Below are 17,575 nucleotides of genomic sequence, written 5' to 3'. Positions count from 1 at the left end.
GTCCCCACCCTGTCCCCCCGGCCCCGTCTGTCGGATTTCCTCCAGGGCGTGGGCGTGCTCGGCCGCGCCTTCGGGCTCATCTTCCGCTCGCGCCGCCTCTTCCTCCTCTCCAGCCTGTGCGCGGTCCTCACCGCCATCACCCTGGTGGGACTGGCCGTGCTGCTCTACCGCTACGCCCCCGGACTCCTGGAGTCCGTGTGGGCCCGGCCCGACTCCTGGTACGGACAGGCCGGCTGGCACACCGCGCTCGTGCTGGGCTCCCTGGTCGCCTGGGTGGTGGGCGCCAACGTGGTGCCTCCGCTGCTCCTCACCCCGCTGCAGGACCCGGTGTCGGAGGCCACCGAGGCCGAGTGTGCGGGAGCGGACGCCGTGCTCTCACCCGCCTCGTTCCTGCGGAGCATGACGACAGGGCTGTTGCACACGCTCGCCCGCATGGCGCTGCTCTTCCTGGGGCTGGCGGTGCTGCTGCCGCTGAACTTCGTGCCGGGCCTGGGCAGCGTGGCGTTCACCGTGCTGGCCAGCCTGTGGACCATGCTCTGGATGGCGGCGGAGCACCTGGCCGCGCCCATGACGCGCCACCTGTACCCCTTCGCCCAGGTGCGCCGCATGCTGCGCGAGCGCCGGGCCCTCTGCCTGGGCTTCGGCGCGGGCGTCTACCTGCTCCTGTGGGTTCCCATCCTCAACACCTTCTTCCTCCCGGTGGCCATCGTCGGGGGCACCCTCCTCTACCGGGCCCTGAGGGAGGCCGGGGACCTGCCCCCGCCACCGGATGCCAGGGGCTGACGCGAAATAAAGGGGGAGGCCGGGTGTCCGTACGTCCAGGCTCCCCGGGAACGCATTGCCTGCGGCAGACGTTCTCGGTCGCTAGTGACAACGCCACGCCTTGAAGCACCTGGAAGCCGTGATTAGGCTTGCCCGGCCGCTGCCTGGTTCCTTGGCTTACGTCGAACCGTTCGGATTCACAGGGCTTTTCACGCATCACCCGGGGCGCCTCTCGCGCCCCAGCTGGGATGAACCGCATGCCGCGTATCTTCCGCCGCATCACCGCCGTCGCCGTTCTGTTGGGGGCCTGGGCATTCGCAGGCAGTGACCGTGCGCCCCTCCCGCTCACCGTGGGAGCGGCGGAGGCGGGGCAGGACTCCTGGGACGGCGCGCTGCCTGCCGCCGGCAAGGGCGAGAAGGCCCCTCACGACCTCAACAGCCTCCGCGTCCTCACGAAGGTCATCCTCTACGTGAAGGAGAACTACGTCGACCCCAAGCGGGTGAAGCCCAAGGAGATGATGATCGCCTCCCTGGAGTACGTGGAGAAGAGCGTCCCGGACGTGCTCGTGGACGGCAACCCGGAGACGGGCAAGCTCAACGTCAACGTCAACGGCAAGCAGAAGGAGTTCGACATCTCCCACGTGGACTCCCTGTGGAAGATGTCCTTCGCGCTGAAGGACGTGTTCGACTTCCTGTCCAAGAACATGCGTCCCATCGAGGAGACGCGCGACATCGAGTACGCCGCCGTCAACGGCATGCTCTCCACGTTGGATCCGCACTCGGTGCTGCTGCGCCCGGAGCTGTACCGGGAGATGAAGCTGTCCACCAAGGGTGAGTTCGGCGGCCTGGGCTTCGTCATCCAGATGAAGGAGGGCAACCTCACCGTGGTGAAGGTGCTGCCCAAGACGCCCGCGTCGCGCGCCGGCATCCAGAAGGACGACCGCATCAAGAAGATTGGTGAGGAGTCCACCGTCAACATGGACCTCAACGAGGCCGTGTCCAAGCTGCGCGGCCCGGTGGACAGCCGCATCACCATCACCGTGGAGCGCGACGGCTGGGACAAGCCGCGCAACATGACGGTGGCGCGCGCCATGATTTCGATTGAGTCCGTGCAGCACAAGCTGCTCGCGGGCGGCGTGGGCTACGTGCGCCTGAAGAACTTCCAGGGCAACACCACGCGCGACCTGGAGGCCGCGCTGACGGACATCCGCAAGCAGGCGGACGCCAAGGGCGGCTTCAAGGGCCTGGTGCTGGACCTGCGCGGCAACCCGGGCGGTCTGCTGGAGCAGGCCATCCAGGTGTCGGACACGTTCCTGTCCAAGGGCACCCTCGTCGCGACGGTGGGCTTCAGCGACAAGCTGCGCGAGGAGAAGCGCGCGCGCCCCGCGGACGGCGAGGAGAACTACCCCATCGCGGTGCTGGTGAACGCGGGCAGCGCCTCCGCGTCTGAAATCGTCGCGGGCGCGCTCAAGAACCTGGACCGCGCGGTCATCATCGGACGCCAGACGTTCGGCAAGGGCAGCGTGCAGGTGCTCTACGACTTCCCGGACGACAGCGCGCTCAAGCTGACCATCGCCAAGTACCTCACCCCGGGTGACGTCTCCATCCAGGAAGTGGGCATCGTGCCGGACATCCAGCTGGTGCCCACGCGCGTCACCGCGGACCGGGTGGACGTGTTCGCGCCCCGCAAGTCCATGGGCGAGGCGGACCTGGATCAGCACTTCGGCAACCCGGAGTCCTCCACCGTCGCCAAGAAGCGCGAAGAGGTGCTGGACCGCGAGAAGCCGGGCACCAGCCTCAAGTACCTGAAGGTGGACGAGAAGGCCGCCCAGGCCGCCGCCAAGAAGGAAGAGCCCAAGGAGAAGGTCGCCGCCAAGCCGGGCACCGGCACCAAGGACAAGAAGGAGCACGGCCAGAATGATCCGCTCCTGGACGTGGACGTGGCCGGCCAGGGCGAGGACCTGGACGACCAGCTGGACGCGGAGTCCCAGGAGGAGATCAAGGAGGACTTCGAGGTCCAGTTCGCCCGCGACTTCGTCCTGAAGGTGCCGGCACTGAAGCGCTCCGAGCAGCTCGCCAAGGGCAAGCAGTTCGTGGAGCAGAAGCGCAACGAGGAGGAGCAGCGCATCAACAACGCCATCGCCGCGCTCGGCCTGGACTGGAGCCCCGGTCCCACGCCCAAGAACGTGCAGCTGGACGCCAGCTTCTCCCCGGGCGCCGACACCAAGATTGCCGCCGGCGAGCAGCTGGACATGGTCATCAACGTGGAGAACAAGGGCACGGAGCCGCTCAAGCGCGTGCGTGGCTGGACGGAGAGCGACAACGCGTTCCTCGACCGCCGCGAGTTCCTCTTCGGCGCCATCGCCCCGGGTGAGAAGAAGTCCTGGAAGGTGCAGGTGCGCCTGCCCAAGGACCTCACCAGCCGCCGCGACGACGTGAAGGTGAAGCTGTTCGACGACAACGGCGCCCTGCGCGACACCCTGGTGTCGGAGCTGTCCTTCGTGGAGCTGCCCCGCCCCACCTTCGCCTTCAACTGGCAGGTGGTGGATGACTGCGCCGAGTGCAACGGCGACGGCGCCGTGCAGCGCGGCGAGGACGTCACGGTGGTGATGGACGTCACCAACACGGGCGTGGGCCCGGCGCTGGACTCGTTCGCGCAGATCAAGAACGGCGGCGACGCGAACATCTTCATCGAGAAGGGCCGCTTCAAACTGGGGGAGATCAAGCCCGGTGAGACGAAGACGGCGCGCTTCCAGGTGTCCCTGAAGAAGGGCTTCAAGGGCGACACCTTCCCGCTGAAGCTGGCCATCCTCGACGAGCCCCTGGAGGAGTTCGTCCTGGAGAAGCTCCAGCTGCCCGTGAAGGACGGCCCCGTGGCCCCGCTGGAGGCGAAGAAGGGCCTGGTGAAGCTCAACGACAAGGCGGAGCTGTTCGCTTCCCCCACCGCGGACGCGCGTCCGGTGGCGAAGCTGCCGCAGGGCGCCACGCTGGCCCTGGAGGCCACCACCAAGGGCTACTACAAGGTCGCGCTGGAGAAGGACCGCTTCGCCTTCGTGCGCACGCAGGACGCGAAGGAAGTGAAGACCGGCAAGGCGGTGGCGCCCAAGACGGTGGCGTACACCACGACGCACCAGCCGCCGGACATCAAGCTGGACGTGGACCCGTCCCACGGCGGCGTGGTGGTGAACGGCGACAAGTTCACCCTCTCCGGCGCGGTGAAGGACCCCAACGGCCTGCTGGACGTCTACGTGTTGGTCAACGACCAGAAGGTCTACTTCAAGGCCGTGGACCCCAAGGGCGGCGAGCCCAACACGCTGAAGTTCACCTCCGACTTCACGCTCAAGGAGGGCAACAACAACGTGCTGGTGGTGGCCCGCGAGAGCACCGAGTTCGCCAGCCGCCGCACGCTGGTCATCCGCCGCCGTCCGGCGGAGGTGGCCCAGAAGGTGGCGACGCCCGCCGCCACGGCCACCACCCCGGTGAAGCCGCGCCAGCAGTAATCCTCCGGGGTCATCCCCGGAGCGCCTGACCCATGGGCGGCTCGCTTCCAGCGGACGTCCCCCATCAAAGGGGGCGTTTCCCTGGAGGAGGGCCGCCCGTTTTGTTGACGCTTCACCGAGGGCCGATTTAGGGTCCGCCGGAGGTGGGCGCCCGCTTGGCCGGCATGCGTCCCGGAGGCGTGATTCCCCCATGCGGACGTTCAGTCGGTGGCTCGTGCTCGCGACGGCGCTGTCAGGGGCCGCGGCCCATGCGGACGCCAACGACCTGGTCATTTCCCGCTTCGGCGTCGAGCGCCGGGGCACCACTCCCGTCATCACCAACACCGAGTTCGCGGAAGCCAGCGCGGACTTCCGTGCCTTCGCGCGCACATACGGCGCGGTGATGACGTCCGCGAACCTGATGCCCCCGCGCACCACGGGCCACTCGGGCTTCGCGTTCAACGCGGAGCTGTCCGTCGTGTCGCTCCCGGAGGACGTGCAGCTGCCCACGGAAGCCGCGCAGCCGGGCTCCGTGCTGGTGCCGTCCCTGCACGTGCGCAAGGGCCTGCCCTTCTCGCTGGAGCTGGGCGGGCGCGTGGGCTGGATTGAGAAGAGCGCCATGGTGACGGCCACGGGCGAGCTGAAGTGGGCCGTCAACGAGGGCTTCACGTACCTGCCGGACGTAGGCCTGCGCCTGCACGTGACGAAGCTCTTCGGCGCGCAAGACCTGGACCTGACCACCACGGGCCTGGACATCGGCGTGGGCAAGCAGTTCCCGCTGGGCGGCATGGTGACGGTGACGCCCTACGGCGGCCTGGACCTGAACTTCGTCAGCGCCACCACGCGCACGCTGGACTTCGACCCGAGCCGCACCCAGGCGGACTCCGCGGGCAACGACTCGCGCGACGCGCTGACCAACACCGCGCCGTACTCGCGGGTGGACGCGGGCGACAACCTCACCCCGCGCTTCTACGCGGGCGCGCGCTTCATTGGCGGCGTGTTGCAGCTGGGCGCGGAGATTTCGCTCACCAACCTGGGCAGCTTCGACCAGGAGGGCGCCGGCAGCCGCGACCTGCCCTCCGTCTTCGCCTTCAACACCACGCTGGGCCTGGACTTCTAGTCAGCGCAGGGCCTCCCGCAGGCGTCCCGGGCGGTTGGTGATGAGGTAGGACACCCCCAGGTCCCGCAGCTCGCGGGCGCGCCGGGGGTCGTCCACCGTCCACGCCGCCACGCGCAGGCCCGCGTCGTTCCACGCCGCCACGCGCTCCGGTGTGCACGCCTCGTGGAAGGGGTGCACCGAGTGCGAGGACACCAGCGGGCTCAGCGCGTACGCCTGCAGGGCCCAGGGCTTGTCCGGGTCGATGAGGAAGCCCCGGCGCAGCGTGGGCGCCACCGCCGCCAGCCGGAAGAGGCACAGCGGGTTGAAGCTGGACACCACCACCCGGCCCGCCAGGTCGCGCTCGCGCAACAGCCGCGCCACGCCCGCCGCCAGGCCGCCGTCGTCGAAGCGGTCGCACTTCAGCTCGATGTTGACCAGGAAGTGCTCCGGCAGCGAGTCCAGCACCTCCTCCAACAGCGGGATGCGCGCGGGGGCGAAGCCCAGGGGCGTGCCCACGTCCGCGCGGGAGAGCTTCCACCAGGGCGTGGTGCGCACCTCCCAGGGCTGATGGGCCAGGCGGTCCAGGCGCTCGTCGTGACACACCACCACCTCGCCGGAGCCGCACACCATGGCGTCCAGCTCCACGCCGTCAGCGCCCTGGCGCACGGCCTCCGCGAAGGCCTCCAGGGTGTTCTCGGGAGCGTCGGCGCTGGCACCACGGTGAGCGAGCAGGAGCATGGGCGCGCAGTGTGCGCTCAAACGCCCCCCGTGCGCAGCGCCGGCGTGGCGGGCGCGTCCAGGGGCGGACGCGGTGGCGCGACTTGCCTCGCGGGTGGGTTTATTGCAGTGTCCGACGCATGTTGGGCACCGGAGAGTTCCTCGTCCTCGGCTTCATCCTGCTGGTGGTCTTCTCGGCCGCCCGGATGGGGCAGTTGGGCAACGCGGTGGGCAAGTTCGTCTACTCGTTCCGCAAGGCGTCGCGCGGCGACGACCTGGTGGACGTGAAGCACCTGCCCCACTCGCGCCGGGGCAGCACCGACGCGGACTTCACCGAAGGCTCCTCCAAGGACCGCCGCTCCTAGAACTCCTCCCCTGTCGGGAGCACCAGTGGACCGGGCGGGCTGCCGGGCGCTGGCGCGAGCAGCAGGCGCGCGGCCTGCTGCCTCAGGGCGGGCAGAAGCCCCGCGTCCTCCACCAGCTCGCGCAGGTCCGCGGTGGAGAGCAGCGGCACCAGCTTCGCGCCCACCTCTGGCGGCAGGTACGGGTTGAAGGCCAGCGCGCGGCGCACCTTGTGGCGCACGGACCAGCGCGGCGACTTCCAGATTTCGACGAGCGGCTCCGGACGCGCGGGCCTGCGCGCCGCGATGCGCACCACCAGGTCCTCGGTGAGGCGCGGGTTGATGAGCACGTTGCGCAGCACGGCCGGGTTGCTCACGGTGGCCAGGCGCGACAGCACGTCCGGGTCGCGCGTGAGGCGGGCCTGCTGCTTCAGGTGGCCCAGCGACTGGTTGGCGGCCTGCGCGTCCGCGCGGGCGGCGGCGTCCGCGTTCAGCTCCTTGCGCGCGGGGCCCTGGGCGAAGAGGTCCGCCACCGCCTCCAGCGACTGCACGTGGGCCATGCGCCGGAGCGCCTCCACGTGGGGGATGTGCTCGGCCTCCTGGTCCAACGCGGCCAGGAAGTCCGACAGCACGCAGGTGGCGGGGGCCTGCCCGGCGCGGGACAGCGACAGCAGGTGGCCGATGAGCTCGTTCGTGTCGAAGGGCTCACGCCGGGCCAGCTCGCGCGCTGCGGCCTTGCGGCGCACGGTGGCGCCTCCGCCCAGGGCGTGCAGGTTGCGCGCGAGCGCGCGGGCCTCCTCCAGCGTGGACATGACGCCTCAGCCTCCCGTGCGGTCCGCGGTGGGTTCGGAGGGGATGGGCTCCAGCGTCACCTCCAGCCGGTGGCCGGCAAGGTCCGCGGGGAACTCCTGGAACAGCACCAGGAAGGGCACCTTGCCACCCGGCGGCACCGGCAGGGACGCCGCGTCCATGCGCTGGCGGAGCGCGGTGGCGGCCTCGCGGGTGGTGACGGCGTGGAGCTCCTCCGGCGTGGCCAGCGCGCCCGCGAGCCCCTCCGTGGAGCGCACCCGCTGGTCTCCGTCGAAGAGGGCGGCGCGCACGCGCACGGCCGCTGCTGCGCCGGTGCGGTTCTCCGCCTCTCCGCGCACGACGAAGAGCATACGGCCGTCGCGCGTCTCGTAGAGGCCGTTGGACACGTCGCTCGCGATGAACGGGCGGGACGCGGGCAGCACCAGCGTGCGCAGGCGGTCCGGGGACAGCGTGGAGGGGTCCACCTTGCCGTCGCGCAGGTACATGGCGCCCAGCGCGCCCAGGGCCACCACCAGCACGGTGGCGATGGCGAGGTTGAGGACCAGCCCCGTCAGCTTCCGCGCGCGGCCAGTCATCCGCCGCTGGGGCATGCCCACGTCCTGGATGCGGACGGAGGGCTTGGCCACGGTGACGGCCGGCCCGGAGCGCATGCTGGCCAGGTCCACCACCTCGCGGCGGGGCGTGGTGATCTTGAACGGGTCGCCGTCGTCGTACGCCGGCACGTCGCTCAGCAGCGAGATGCCGCCGGGCTCCTCCGCGCCCGCTTCGGCGGGCACGTCCCCCAGCAGCGCGGCGCGGCCGGTGTCGGAGGCGGCCATCCCCTCCTCACCGGAGGCCCCCGCGCCGGAGAAGTCGAACAGGTCGCCCATCGGCTCCGGACCGACGTGGGTGTCCTCGGGCGCGGCGGACAGGTCCGGGGACGAAGCCGCCATGTCGATGGACGCGAACGGATCCTCGCTCTCGAAGCCCGGCGAGGGCACCGCCGGCCCCACCGCCGTGGCGCCGCTCGGCGAGGGCGCCGCGGCGACGTTCGCGGCGTGCCGCAGGGCCGCGGCGTCCGGGGCCGCCGGAGCGTCGATGGGGAAGTCGAAGAGCGGATCCGGCGCGAGGCCCGTTGGACCGGCGGCGGCCAGCCCCGGGGCGGCCACGGGACGTGACGCCCCCGCAGGGACCGAGGCCAAAGGCACGCGCGCGACGGGGGCTCCGGGCGGAGGCATGGCGGCACGCGAGGGGGCAGCGCCCGACGGTGCCGGGCCCCCGGCCGGGGCGGCACCAGGCCCTGGAGGCATGGCGGCACGCCCCGGAGTGGCGGCTGGGGCGGCCCTCGGAGGCGAAGGAGCCACCGCCCCTGGAGGAACCGGGCCCCTGGGCGCCGCGGCCCCCAGAGGCGCGGCCTCCGCGGCGAACGCGCCCGGTCCGCTCGGAGCCACGGCCGCCGGGCGGGCCGCACCCGCGTTCCCCACCGCGAACGCCCCGGGAGGAGCAGCGCGGGCGGCGGGAGGCGCGAAGGCCCCCGGAGGCACCGGGCGGGGCGCCGCCGCGGGAGGAGCCGCCACGGCCGGCCGGGGAGCGGCCACCGGAGCGCTCGGCGCCGGGGCATCCAGCATGAAGTCCGCGAACGGGTCATCCAGGTCCGGCACGACCGGATTCGGGGGCGGCGGCGGCGGGGCCGCCTGACGCCGGGACGCGACTCCCGGAGACGGCGTGGGCGGGTCGAACGGCATCATCGCCCCGGAGGCGCCCGGCGTAGCGGGGGCCCGGACGGGGGCCGCTTGCGGGGCGTCCACGTCGATGTCCACATCCACGTCACCCCAGGACTGGACCTGGGACTTCACCGCGGGGGCGCCGGGCGCGTAATACGCGGCACCCGGCCGGGTGACCTCCCCGGTGGGCTCCGGGGCGTCCCCGAACGACTGGAACGGGTCCGCCTGCTCGGCCGGAGGGCCAGCGGGCGGGGGGGCGCTCAGGGCTGGCGCGGGCTCACGCGCCACCCGAAAGGTGTTCTGACATTTGGTGCAGCGGACCTTGACCCCTTTTTCCGTCACCTTCTCGTCGGGGATCTTGAACCGCGTCTGGCACTGTTCGCACTGGACGATCATGGGGTCGGGTCGGGGGGACTTGGAGCATAGGCCCACCCGTCAACCACGGCGAGTCGGGCCCGGGTAACTTGCTCGCTTCCAACCCCTTTGATACGAGGTTCGCCCCTTTGGAAATCAAGAAGTAAACCAGTAAATGCCAAGGCGCAGCCGGGGTCGGAGACGACAGACATGAGCGAGGCCGAGCAAGCAAACGCTCCCAGCAACACCAAGGAGCCGAAGATCATCAAGCGCTACACGAACCGGAAGCTCTACGACACCGTGGAGAGCCGGTACGTCACGCTCGATGAAATCGCCGCGATGATCAAGGAGGGCACCGAAGTGCGGATTGTCGACAACCGCACGAAGGAAGACCTGACCTCCGTCACCCTCGCGCAGATCATCTTCGAGGAGGAGAAGAAGAAGAACCAGATGCCGCTGTCGGTGCTGCGGGAGATCATCCGCCACCCTGGCGAGTCCATCTCCGGGTTCATCCAGAAGGAGGTCTCGCCGCGCGTGGCCTCCATCCGCGAGGAGGCCGAGCAGCGGCTGGACAAGCTGCTGCGCCGCGAGGACGGCAGCCTGCAGGAGGCCCCCCCGGAGGCCCCCGCCGCCGCCGCGCCCGCGGCGCCCCAGGCCGAAGGCAACGCCGCGAGCCTCAACCCGGCGGAGCTGCTCAAGGCCAGCCAGCGCGCCTTCGAGGACTTCCAGCGCCGCATCGACGAGCGCGTGAAGCAGGTCGTGGAGAACCTCACCGGCAACCTCCCCGCCCTGGGCCGCGACATGCAGGCGCTCGCGCAGCGGCTGGAGGAGCTGGAGAAGAAGCTCGACGCCGTGGAGAAGGGCGACAAGAAGGACGCCAGCGAGTCCTGAAGTGCCCCGTGCCTGAACGCCGTGGCGCCCGTGAGGAAGCGGGCGCCGGCGCTTCAGGCCACCTTCGGCCGGGTCCGCTTCCGCTTCGCTGGAGGGGCCCCGCCGTCAATCTCCGCCGCGATGGCCGCGAGCATCCGCGCCCCCGGGCTCTGGGGTGCGTACTCCCAGATGGTCTTCCCGTGGCTCTGCGCCTCGTCCACCTTGACGCTGTAGCCCAGCGGCGTGGCGGCGAGCGCGTCCGGGAAGTACGCCCGCAGGCGCTCCAGGATGGCCGTGGCCAGCGCCGTCTTGCGGTACAGCGTGGGCACCACCCGGGTGACGCGCAAATCCGAGCGCCCTTCCGCCTCGCCCACCTGGCGCACCGTCTCCGCCAGCTCCGCGCACCCGTCCAGCGCCAGGTACGTCAGCGCCACCGGCACCACCACCTCCGTGGCCGCCACCAGGATGTTGCGCGTGGTGAGCCCCATGGACGGAGGCGCGTCGAACAGCACCATGTCGTAGCCCGCGGCTTCCGCCTCGCGCATGCGGTCCGCCAGCCGGTGCGCGCGCCGCGGGTCCTGCGCCACCACCACCGGGAAGTCCGCCATCTCCTTGTACGCGGGCACCACGTCCAGCCCGCTCACACCCGTGGGGCGCACCACGGAGGCCAGGGACACCTCCGCGTCGGTGAGCAGGTGGAAGACGTTGCGCGGCAGCGTGCGCACGTCCAAGCCCAGTGACTTGCCCGCGTGGCCCTGCGTGTCCAGGTCCACCAGCAGCACGCGGCGGCGCTGCTCCAGCGCGAGCCACGCGGCGGTGTTCACCGCGAGCGTCGTCTTGCAGGTGCCGCCCTTCTCGTTGATGAACGCGATGCGCCGCATGGCTTTTGAGGGCTTGCCGCGCCCTACCCCTTCTTCTTCGAGGACGTGTTCGACACCAGCGTGTCCACCTTGCCCTCGACGGACGCGAGCAGCCGCTCCAGGTCGTCCACCTTCGAGCGCAGCTGCTCCAGGTCCGCCGTGGACGGCAGGTTCATGGCGGACAGCGCCGTGCGCAGCGCCGCGTCCAGCGTCCCCTTCGCCGCGAGCGAGCGGGACACCAGCGTCTGCACCGCCGCCACGAACTTCTCGTTGGAGAGCAGCTGCTGCGCGAGCTTGCCCACGCGCTCCTCGCCCGTCTCCACGAGCTTCTTCATCACCGGGTTGTTCTTGAGCATGTTCTTGGAACCGTTCGGGTCCGGCCCACCACGAAACAGGCGACTCGGCCGTCGGGACAGGCGGGACGTCAGGAAGAGGACGCCGCACTCTGGGAGGGGCCAACGCGACGTGTCAAGCAGGGCAACAATGGGGATTTCCGCTCGTGGACTCTCGTTGACTCTCCGGGAGCCCATCCCTACGGTTCGCGCGCCCTCTATGGCCGGACTGCTCGACAAACGCCTGTGGATCGTCTCTGGCAAGGGGGGCGTGGGGAAGACGACCATCGCCGCCGCCCTGGCCCTGGCCTCGGTGCGCGCCGGCCGGCGCACCCTGGTGTGTGAAGTGAACACCCAGGAGCGCGTCAGCCGCATCCTGGAGCTGCCCGAAGCGGGCCCGGAGGTGAAGCTCTTGGAGGAGAACCTCTGGGCGGTGGACGTGCGCCCCCAGGAGGCCATGCGCGAGTACGGCCTGATGGTCCTGCGCTTCGAGACCCTCTACAAGACGGTCTTCGAGAACCGGCTGGTGCGCTACTTCCTGCGCTTCATCCCGTCGCTCCAGGAATTGGTGCTGTTGGGGAAGATCCTCTTCCACCTCCAGGAGAAGCTGCCGGACGGCCGCTGGAAGTACGACACGCTGGTGCTGGACGCGCCCGCCACCGGCCACGCCATCTCCTTCCTGAGCGTGCCGCAGGTGCTCCTGCAGACGGTGCCGCCGGGCCCCATGACGCGCGAGGCGCTGAAGATGCGCGACCTGTTGGTGGACCCCTCCGTCACCGCCGCGGTGCTGGTGGCGCTGCCGGAGGAGATGCCGGTGAACGAAGCGCTGGAGCTGCACGGCGCGCTGAGGGACAGGGTGCACATCCGCACGCACGCGGCGGTGCTCAACCAGGCCTTCCCCCAGCGCTTCACGGAGGCGGACCTGGAGGCGCTCGCGGGCCACCCGGAGCTCCTGCGCGTGGCCCAGGCGCACCATGACCGCGCGTCGCAGGCGGTGCTCGCGGGCACGAAGCTGGAGCGCAACCTCCACGCGCCGGTGTACACGGTGCCCAGGTTGTTCGTGCCGAGCTTCGGACGGGACGCGGTGGAGACGGTGATGGGGCACCTGAACGAGATGGTGACGGGAGGCACGGGAGCATGACGGCGCTGCAAGCGGCGCTCGCGAACAAGCGCGTGCTCATCTGCGTGGGCTCCGGCGGCGTGGGCAAGACGACGGTGGCGGCGACGCTCGCGCTGCGCGCGGCGGTGGATGGCCGGCCCAGCATCGTGTGCACCATCGACCCGGCGAAGCGTCTGGCCAACTCCCTGGGCCTGTCCGGCCTGGGCAACGAAGAGGCGGAGGTGCCCGCGTCCGTGCTGGAGCGCCTGGGCGTGAAGCCCAGGGCACCCCTGCACGCGATGATGCTGGACATGAAGGCCACCTGGGACGACCTCATCACCCGCGTGGCCCCGCCGGAGCAGCGCGAGCGCATCTTCGCCAACCGCTTCTACCAGTCCCTCTCCACGGCCCTGGCGGGCAGCCAGGAGTACATCGCCATGGAGAAGGTCTGGGACCTGCGCCGCAGCAAGGACTACGAGCTGGTGGTGCTGGACACGCCGCCCACCGCGCACGCGCTGGACTTCCTGGACGCGCCCAACCGGGTGCTGGACTTCCTGGACAACGAAGCGGCCAAGTGGCTGCTCACGCCCGCGCTGAAGGCGGGCAAGGTGGGCCTGTCCCTCTTCAACCTGGGCGGCAGCTACGTGACGCGCGCGCTGTCGCGCTTCACCGGCACGGAGATGCTCCAGGAGCTGTCCTCCTTCATGCTGACGCTCTCCTCCATGAACGAGGGCTTCCGCGAGCGCGCCCGCGGCGTGCGCGAGCTCTTGGAGGACCAGACGACGGGCTTCGTGCTGGTGACGAGCCCCAACCCGGAGCGGCTGGACGAGGCCATCCACTTCCACAAGCTGCTCAAGCAGAACCGCATGGAGATGACGGCCATCGTGGTGAACCGCGTGCACCCGCTGCCCACCCAGGCGCAGTGGGCGGACGCGGCCACGCTGACGCCCACCCGGCGCGCGAAGGTGGAGGAGACGCTGCGCGAAACCCAGGTGCTGGCGCAGCAGGACCTGGAAGGCCTGGCGCAGCTGCGCGCGGCCTGTCCGGGCACGCCCCTCATCCAGGTGCCGCGCTTCGGGTTGGACGTGCACGACCTCACCGCGCTGTGGGGCACCGGCCGCTACCTCCTGGGCGACGACGTCCTCGCCTGAGCGCCCTCCCCCACCCCGCGTGACGCGCCGGAGGCTCGGAGCCGCCGGGCATTTCCGGCGCGAGGCGGCGTTCATGCCGGGCGGACGGGCGACAAAGCACCGGAGGCCTTCCCGCATTAGACTGGCGGACTCTGGAGAGCACTTCCGGGAACCTGGCGGGTCTCCGGGGTGTCGATGTCCGGGGCCGCACCGGGTGACGTGGGCGTCCGGATGGGAGCGAGCTGCATGCACGGCAGGAAGCGGATGGAGTCAGCCGGAGTCGCCCGGCGGTGGCTGTGGGTGGGCGTGTTGGGCCTGGGCCTGACGCTCACGGGCTGCCGCACCACGGGCGCGGCGGCGAAGCCGGACGCCACGGCGAACAAGCAGGTCGTGGAGTTCGACCCCGTCACGGTGACGGCGGACCTGGAGCTGGACAAGCTCAACGACGAGGAGCTCTTCGCGGGTGGCACCTCCGCCTTCGCCGCCAACGACTTCAAGCAGGCGGCGCGCTACTTCGGCCGGCTCGTGGACTTCCACCCCAACAGCCAGCACCGCCGGCAGGCCCTCTACAACGCGGGCCTCGCGCACCAGCGCCTCAAGGAGTGGGACGACGCCTACGGGCGCTTCTCCGAACTGGCGGAGCCGGAGAAGGGCCAGGGCGACGCGCTGGACGCGTCCTTCCGCGTGGCGGAGACGCTCTACCACCTGGAGCGCTACGAGGAGGCGGTGAAGCTCCTGACGACGCTGGCCGCGCGCGCGGACCTGCCCGCGGGCCGCCGCATCGAGGCCCAGGTGCAGCAGGGCATCTGCCAGGTGGAGGCCGGCCGCACCGACGACGCGGAAGGGACGCTGCGCAAGGCGCTGGCCGCGTATGACGCCCTGCCGGACAAGGCGGAGGTGGAGGACTACTTCCCCGCGCAGGCGCACTTCTTCGTGGGGGAAATCTACCGGCTGCACTACGAAGCCGTGAAGCTGGAGGCCAGCCGGGGCAGCGACGGGCTGGCGCAGGACCTCAACTACAAGGCGGAGCTGCTGTTGTCCGCGCAGGGCCACTACCTGCGCTCCATCCGCGTGGGCAACGGCTACTGGGCCACCGCCGCGGGCGCGCAGATTGGCGCCCTGTACGAGAACCTCCACGAGCACATGGTGAACTCGCCCACGCCCCCGGAGCTCAACGCCGAGGAGGCCGAGGTCTACCGCCAGGAGCTGCGCAAGAAGATCCGCGTGCTGCTCACCAAGTCCATCAACATCTACGAGCGCACGCTGGAGGCCGCCGAGCGCATCGGTTCGCAGAACGCCTTCGTGGACCGCACCCGCCAGAGCCTGGAGAAGGTGAAGACGCTCCTGCTCGCGGACGCGGACGCCGACACGGAGTCGGAAGGGGTCTCCGTGCCCATGCCCGCCTCCAACGCGGGCGCGAAGCACCGCTAGCGTCCCCCGCCGGCCATGGAACCGCTCTTCACCCCGGAGCAGCTCGCCGACATCCACGCCTACCACCAGCCCTATTACATCCGGGCGGCGGTGGACCCGCTGGTGCGGCTGGCCCTGTCGGCGCTCATCCTGGCCGTGCTCGTGCGGCCCGTGTACCGGGGCGCGACGGCCGCGGCGGCGGCACTGGAGCGCGGGTTTGGCGGAAAGCTGCGCAAGGCCCCGGTGAGCCGCGCCTTCATCAGCGCCATGGACCGGCTGTGGGGCGAGCCCGGCTGGGGGGCCGCGCTCCTCTTCGCGCTCTTCATCGACCTGGCCACCCAGCTGCTCTACGCCCCCGCGAACGTGTACTTCTTCTACGTGCTGGAGCACCGGCACGGCCTGTCCAACGACACGCCCGCGACCTTCGCGTGGATGTGGTTCAAGGGCACCCTCGTGGGCGCCATCGCACTGACGGCGCTCGTGGTCGGCCTGTATGGCCTGGCCCGCCGCGTGCGCCGGTGGTGGCTGGTGCTGGGCGTGCCCGTGGCCCTGTTGATGCTGGTGTCCTCCGCCCTGGACCCGTACCGCGCCCGCCTCTACTACGACCAGACCCCGTTGCAGGAGGGGCCGCTGCGCTCGCGCATCACCGCGCTGATGCGCAAGGCGGACATCACCTTCTCCGACGTGGTGGTGGAGAAGACGTCCGTGAAGTCCAAGCGCATCCAGGCGTACTTCGCTGGCCAGGGCCCCACGCGCACCATCGTCCTCAACGACGTCATCCTGAGCGAGCTCTCGGAGGATGAAATCCTGGCCGCGGTGGCGCACGAGGCGGGCCACGTGAACGAGCCACGCTGGCCTGGCCGCATCGTCTCCTCTCTCGCGGTGCTGGCCCTGCTCCTCCTCATCGACCAGTTGCAGCGCCTGTCCGCCCGCCGGGGCTGGTGGGGCGTCCAGCGCGCGGGCGACATCCGCACCCTGCCGCTGATCTCGCTGGTGGTGTTCCTCCTCATCACGCTCGCGGCCCCCGTGTCCGGAGCGTTCTCCCGCGAGCGCGAGCGCGAGGCGGACCGCTACGGGCTGAACCTCACCGGCGACCCCGGCGCCTTCCGCCGGATGCTGGTGAAAGCCGCCCGGGTCAACAAGATGGACCCCGAGCCTCCCCGCTGGGTCGTGCTCAAGGGCATGAGCCATCCCCCCATCGGGGAGCGGCTCACCGCGCTCGACATGCCCTGAAGCCGCTTTCAAGAAGCCGCCGGTGGATGGGCCTCCACGCCATTCCCCCTCGCCATCCAGGCCCACCCTCCGGCCGGCCGCCCCCGGACCGCTCCCCAACTGTCCGGTGGCACATCCGTCCTGAAACGTCTCTCCCGTCAACGCCTCACGTCGGCGGAGCACCCTCCTTCAACTTCTCCACCGCCACCAGGGTGATGGCCTTCACCAGGGCCTTCGCGCGGCGGCCCGCGGACGTCTCGCCATGCGGATCCACCTCCACCGCGTTGGCGATGTCCGTGAAGCCCTGCCGCTCGCCCCGGCGCAGGTGCAGCTCGCCACGGCCCGTCAGCGCCACGGGGTTGCGCGGGTCTCCGGTCAGCGCGTGCGTGTACTCGGTGAGCGCGTCCTCCACCCTCCCGAGCTTCTGGTACACGGTGCCCAGCGCCGCGTGCGCCGCGGAGTCCTTCGGGTTCCCCTCCACGAGCCCCTCGAAGAGGATGCGCGCCTCCTCCAGCCGGCCCGCCGCCGCCAGGTCGCAGCCCACCTGCGCGATGGCCTTCGCCTCCTCGAAGGTCATCCCCTCCACCTCCGCCCAGGTCGTCTCCCCCCGCGCGAACGCCTTCAGCCTGCGCGCCGTGCCGCTCTCCATCGTCAGTCCCTCGCCGCCTTCGTGCTTGATGATGCGTCCCATGGCGGCCCTCACGCGCTGCGCAGGTTGGAGATGGCCGTCTTCGCCATCTCGTTGAACTTCGATGACATGTTGCTCATCAGGTCGAACATGGCCTTGCGCTTCTCCATCAGCGTCTGAAGCCGCAGCTCCAGCTCCTTCATGCTCGTGTCCAGCTTCGCGCCGCGCGCCTTGTCCGAGTCGCTGGCGCCCAGCGTGGCGCGCTCCTCGCGGGCGCTGGCCATCTCGTTCATCACGTCCAGCAGCTCGCCGTCGGTGTCCTCGGTGATGCCCATGAGCAGGGCCTGCACCTTCTGCTCGATGCTCAGGTTCGGGTTGTCCACGATGTCGCGCGCCCGCGAACCGCCCGTGCTCCGGCCGCTGCCGCTCGACGGCTTCGCCACCGAGTCCAGCTCCGCGTCCAGGTCCTGCCAGCTGGTGACGCCGTCCCGGCCGCCGCTCGCCGCCATCTCCAGGCGGTGCCAGTACTCCGGGTGGTCCGTGAAGAACTGCGCGGCGCGCTTGAGCGTGGAGGACGCCGCCGGGCTGTCCAGCACGGCCTCCAGGTCCGCCATCGTCAGCTTGCCGTCCTTCGTCCCCTTCGCCGTGTCGAAGGTGTCCCAGTTCTCGTCCAGCACCTGGAGCGCGTCGGCGTACTCCTTGAGATCCGGATCCACCGCCCCCGTGCCCCCGCTGCCCCCCTGTCTCTTATACTCCTCTCCGAGCCCAC

General features: G+C 70.6%; 15 protein-coding genes and 2 pseudogenes. 9 read left to right on the top strand and 8 right to left on the bottom strand.

The window, feature by feature from the left end:
- The 3 genes from D7Y21_RS32815 to D7Y21_RS32805 form a co-directional block, all read left to right on the top strand.
- On the top strand, positions 1 to 783 hold a 783-nt coding region (locus D7Y21_RS32815), incomplete at its 5' end, for an EI24 domain-containing protein (protein WP_121717772.1).
- Positions 784 to 1,010: 227 nt separating this feature from the next.
- Positions 1,011 to 4,262, top strand: coding sequence for an MXAN_5808 family serine peptidase (locus D7Y21_RS32810; protein ID WP_120566288.1), 3,252 nt, complete (start codon positions 1,011 to 1,013; stop codon positions 4,260 to 4,262).
- 190 nt (positions 4,263 to 4,452) lie between these two features.
- The gene (locus tag D7Y21_RS32805; RefSeq protein ID WP_120566287.1) at positions 4,453 to 5,361 is read left to right on the top strand and encodes a hypothetical protein; all 909 of its coding nucleotides are present in this window, start codon (positions 4,453 to 4,455) and stop codon (positions 5,359 to 5,361) included.
- On the opposite strand, the gene D7Y21_RS32800 is transcribed toward D7Y21_RS32805, so the two are convergent.
- Complete coding sequence (locus D7Y21_RS32800; RefSeq protein ID WP_121717771.1) at positions 5,362 to 6,078, bottom strand: glycerophosphodiester phosphodiesterase family protein; 717 nt, start codon at positions 6,076 to 6,078, stop codon at positions 5,362 to 5,364.
- A gap of 119 nt (positions 6,079 to 6,197) precedes the next feature.
- On the opposite strand from D7Y21_RS32800, the gene D7Y21_RS32795 reads away from it, so the two are divergent.
- Positions 6,198 to 6,422 carry a twin-arginine translocase TatA/TatE family subunit gene (locus D7Y21_RS32795; RefSeq protein WP_120566285.1) on the top strand — a complete coding sequence of 75 codons (225 nt, stop codon included), beginning with the start codon at positions 6,198 to 6,200 and terminating at the stop codon, positions 6,420 to 6,422.
- On the opposite strand, the gene D7Y21_RS32790 is transcribed toward D7Y21_RS32795, so the two are convergent.
- From D7Y21_RS32790 to D7Y21_RS43385, 3 genes and pseudogenes are all read right to left on the bottom strand, one after another.
- Entirely contained in the window at positions 6,419 to 7,210 is a 792-nt protein-coding gene (locus D7Y21_RS32790) for a hypothetical protein (protein WP_120566284.1), read from the bottom strand. The genes D7Y21_RS32795 and D7Y21_RS32790 overlap by 4 nt on opposite strands.
- Before the next feature lie 6 nt (positions 7,211 to 7,216).
- Complete coding sequence (locus D7Y21_RS43100; protein ID WP_233612370.1) at positions 7,217 to 8,356, bottom strand: hypothetical protein; 1,140 nt, start codon at positions 8,354 to 8,356, stop codon at positions 7,217 to 7,219.
- An 852-nt stretch (positions 8,357 to 9,208) separates the two neighbouring features.
- Positions 9,209 to 9,307, bottom strand: a pseudogene (locus tag D7Y21_RS43385) (zinc-ribbon domain-containing protein); the annotation flags it as partial.
- 168 nt (positions 9,308 to 9,475) lie between these two features.
- Between D7Y21_RS43385 and D7Y21_RS32780 the strand changes: the two are divergent.
- The gene (locus D7Y21_RS32780; RefSeq protein WP_120566282.1) at positions 9,476 to 10,156 is read left to right on the top strand and encodes a polyhydroxyalkanoate synthesis regulator DNA-binding domain-containing protein; all 681 of its coding nucleotides are present in this window, start codon (positions 9,476 to 9,478) and stop codon (positions 10,154 to 10,156) included.
- A 53-nt stretch (positions 10,157 to 10,209) separates the two neighbouring features.
- Here the strand turns inward: D7Y21_RS32780 and D7Y21_RS32775 are convergent, their stop codons facing one another.
- Together D7Y21_RS32775 and D7Y21_RS32770 are read right to left on the bottom strand one after the other, a co-directional pair.
- Positions 10,210 to 11,016, bottom strand: a complete 807-nt coding sequence (locus tag D7Y21_RS32775) for a ParA family protein (protein ID WP_120566281.1) — start codon at positions 11,014 to 11,016, stop codon at positions 10,210 to 10,212.
- 23 nt (positions 11,017 to 11,039) lie between these two features.
- Positions 11,040 to 11,351, bottom strand: coding sequence for a hypothetical protein (locus tag D7Y21_RS32770; RefSeq protein ID WP_120566280.1), 312 nt, complete (start codon positions 11,349 to 11,351; stop codon positions 11,040 to 11,042).
- A gap of 196 nt (positions 11,352 to 11,547) precedes the next feature.
- Here D7Y21_RS32770 and D7Y21_RS32765 point away from each other — a divergent pair, with 196 nt between their 5' ends.
- The 4 genes from D7Y21_RS32765 (at position 11,548) to D7Y21_RS32750 (ending at position 16,199) form a co-directional block, all read left to right on the top strand.
- Entirely contained in the window at positions 11,548 to 12,468 is a 921-nt protein-coding gene (locus D7Y21_RS32765; RefSeq protein WP_120566279.1) for an ArsA family ATPase, read from the top strand.
- Positions 12,465 to 13,577: an ArsA family ATPase gene (locus D7Y21_RS32760; RefSeq protein WP_120566278.1), complete on the top strand. Its 1,113-nt coding sequence runs from the start codon at positions 12,465 to 12,467 to the stop codon at positions 13,575 to 13,577. Before D7Y21_RS32765 ends, D7Y21_RS32760 begins: the two co-directional genes overlap by 4 nt.
- 225 nt (positions 13,578 to 13,802) lie before the next feature.
- Complete coding sequence (locus D7Y21_RS32755) at positions 13,803 to 14,987, top strand: tetratricopeptide repeat protein (RefSeq protein ID WP_121717769.1); 1,185 nt, start codon at positions 13,803 to 13,805, stop codon at positions 14,985 to 14,987.
- A gap of 15 nt (positions 14,988 to 15,002) precedes the next feature.
- Positions 15,003 to 16,199, top strand: coding sequence for a M48 family metalloprotease (locus D7Y21_RS32750; RefSeq protein ID WP_121717768.1), 1,197 nt, complete (start codon positions 15,003 to 15,005; stop codon positions 16,197 to 16,199).
- Between the two features lie 145 nt (positions 16,200 to 16,344).
- Here D7Y21_RS32750 and D7Y21_RS32745 read toward each other — a convergent pair whose 3' ends face one another.
- Together D7Y21_RS32745 and D7Y21_RS32740 are read right to left on the bottom strand one after the other, a co-directional pair.
- The gene (locus tag D7Y21_RS32745) at positions 16,345 to 16,869 is read right to left on the bottom strand and encodes a tetratricopeptide repeat protein (protein ID WP_120566275.1); all 525 of its coding nucleotides are present in this window, start codon (positions 16,867 to 16,869) and stop codon (positions 16,345 to 16,347) included.
- An 8-nt stretch (positions 16,870 to 16,877) separates the two neighbouring features.
- Positions 16,878 to 17,575: pseudogene (locus tag D7Y21_RS32740) on the bottom strand (hypothetical protein); the annotation flags it as partial.

This window comes from Corallococcus sp. AB045, assembly GCF_003668895.1.
In the GTDB taxonomy this organism is placed as follows: Bacteria; Myxococcota; Myxococcia; order Myxococcales; family Myxococcaceae; genus Corallococcus; species Corallococcus coralloides.
The sequence above is the reverse complement of the archived record's forward strand: the minus strand, read 5'-3'. Positions and strand labels throughout refer to the sequence as shown.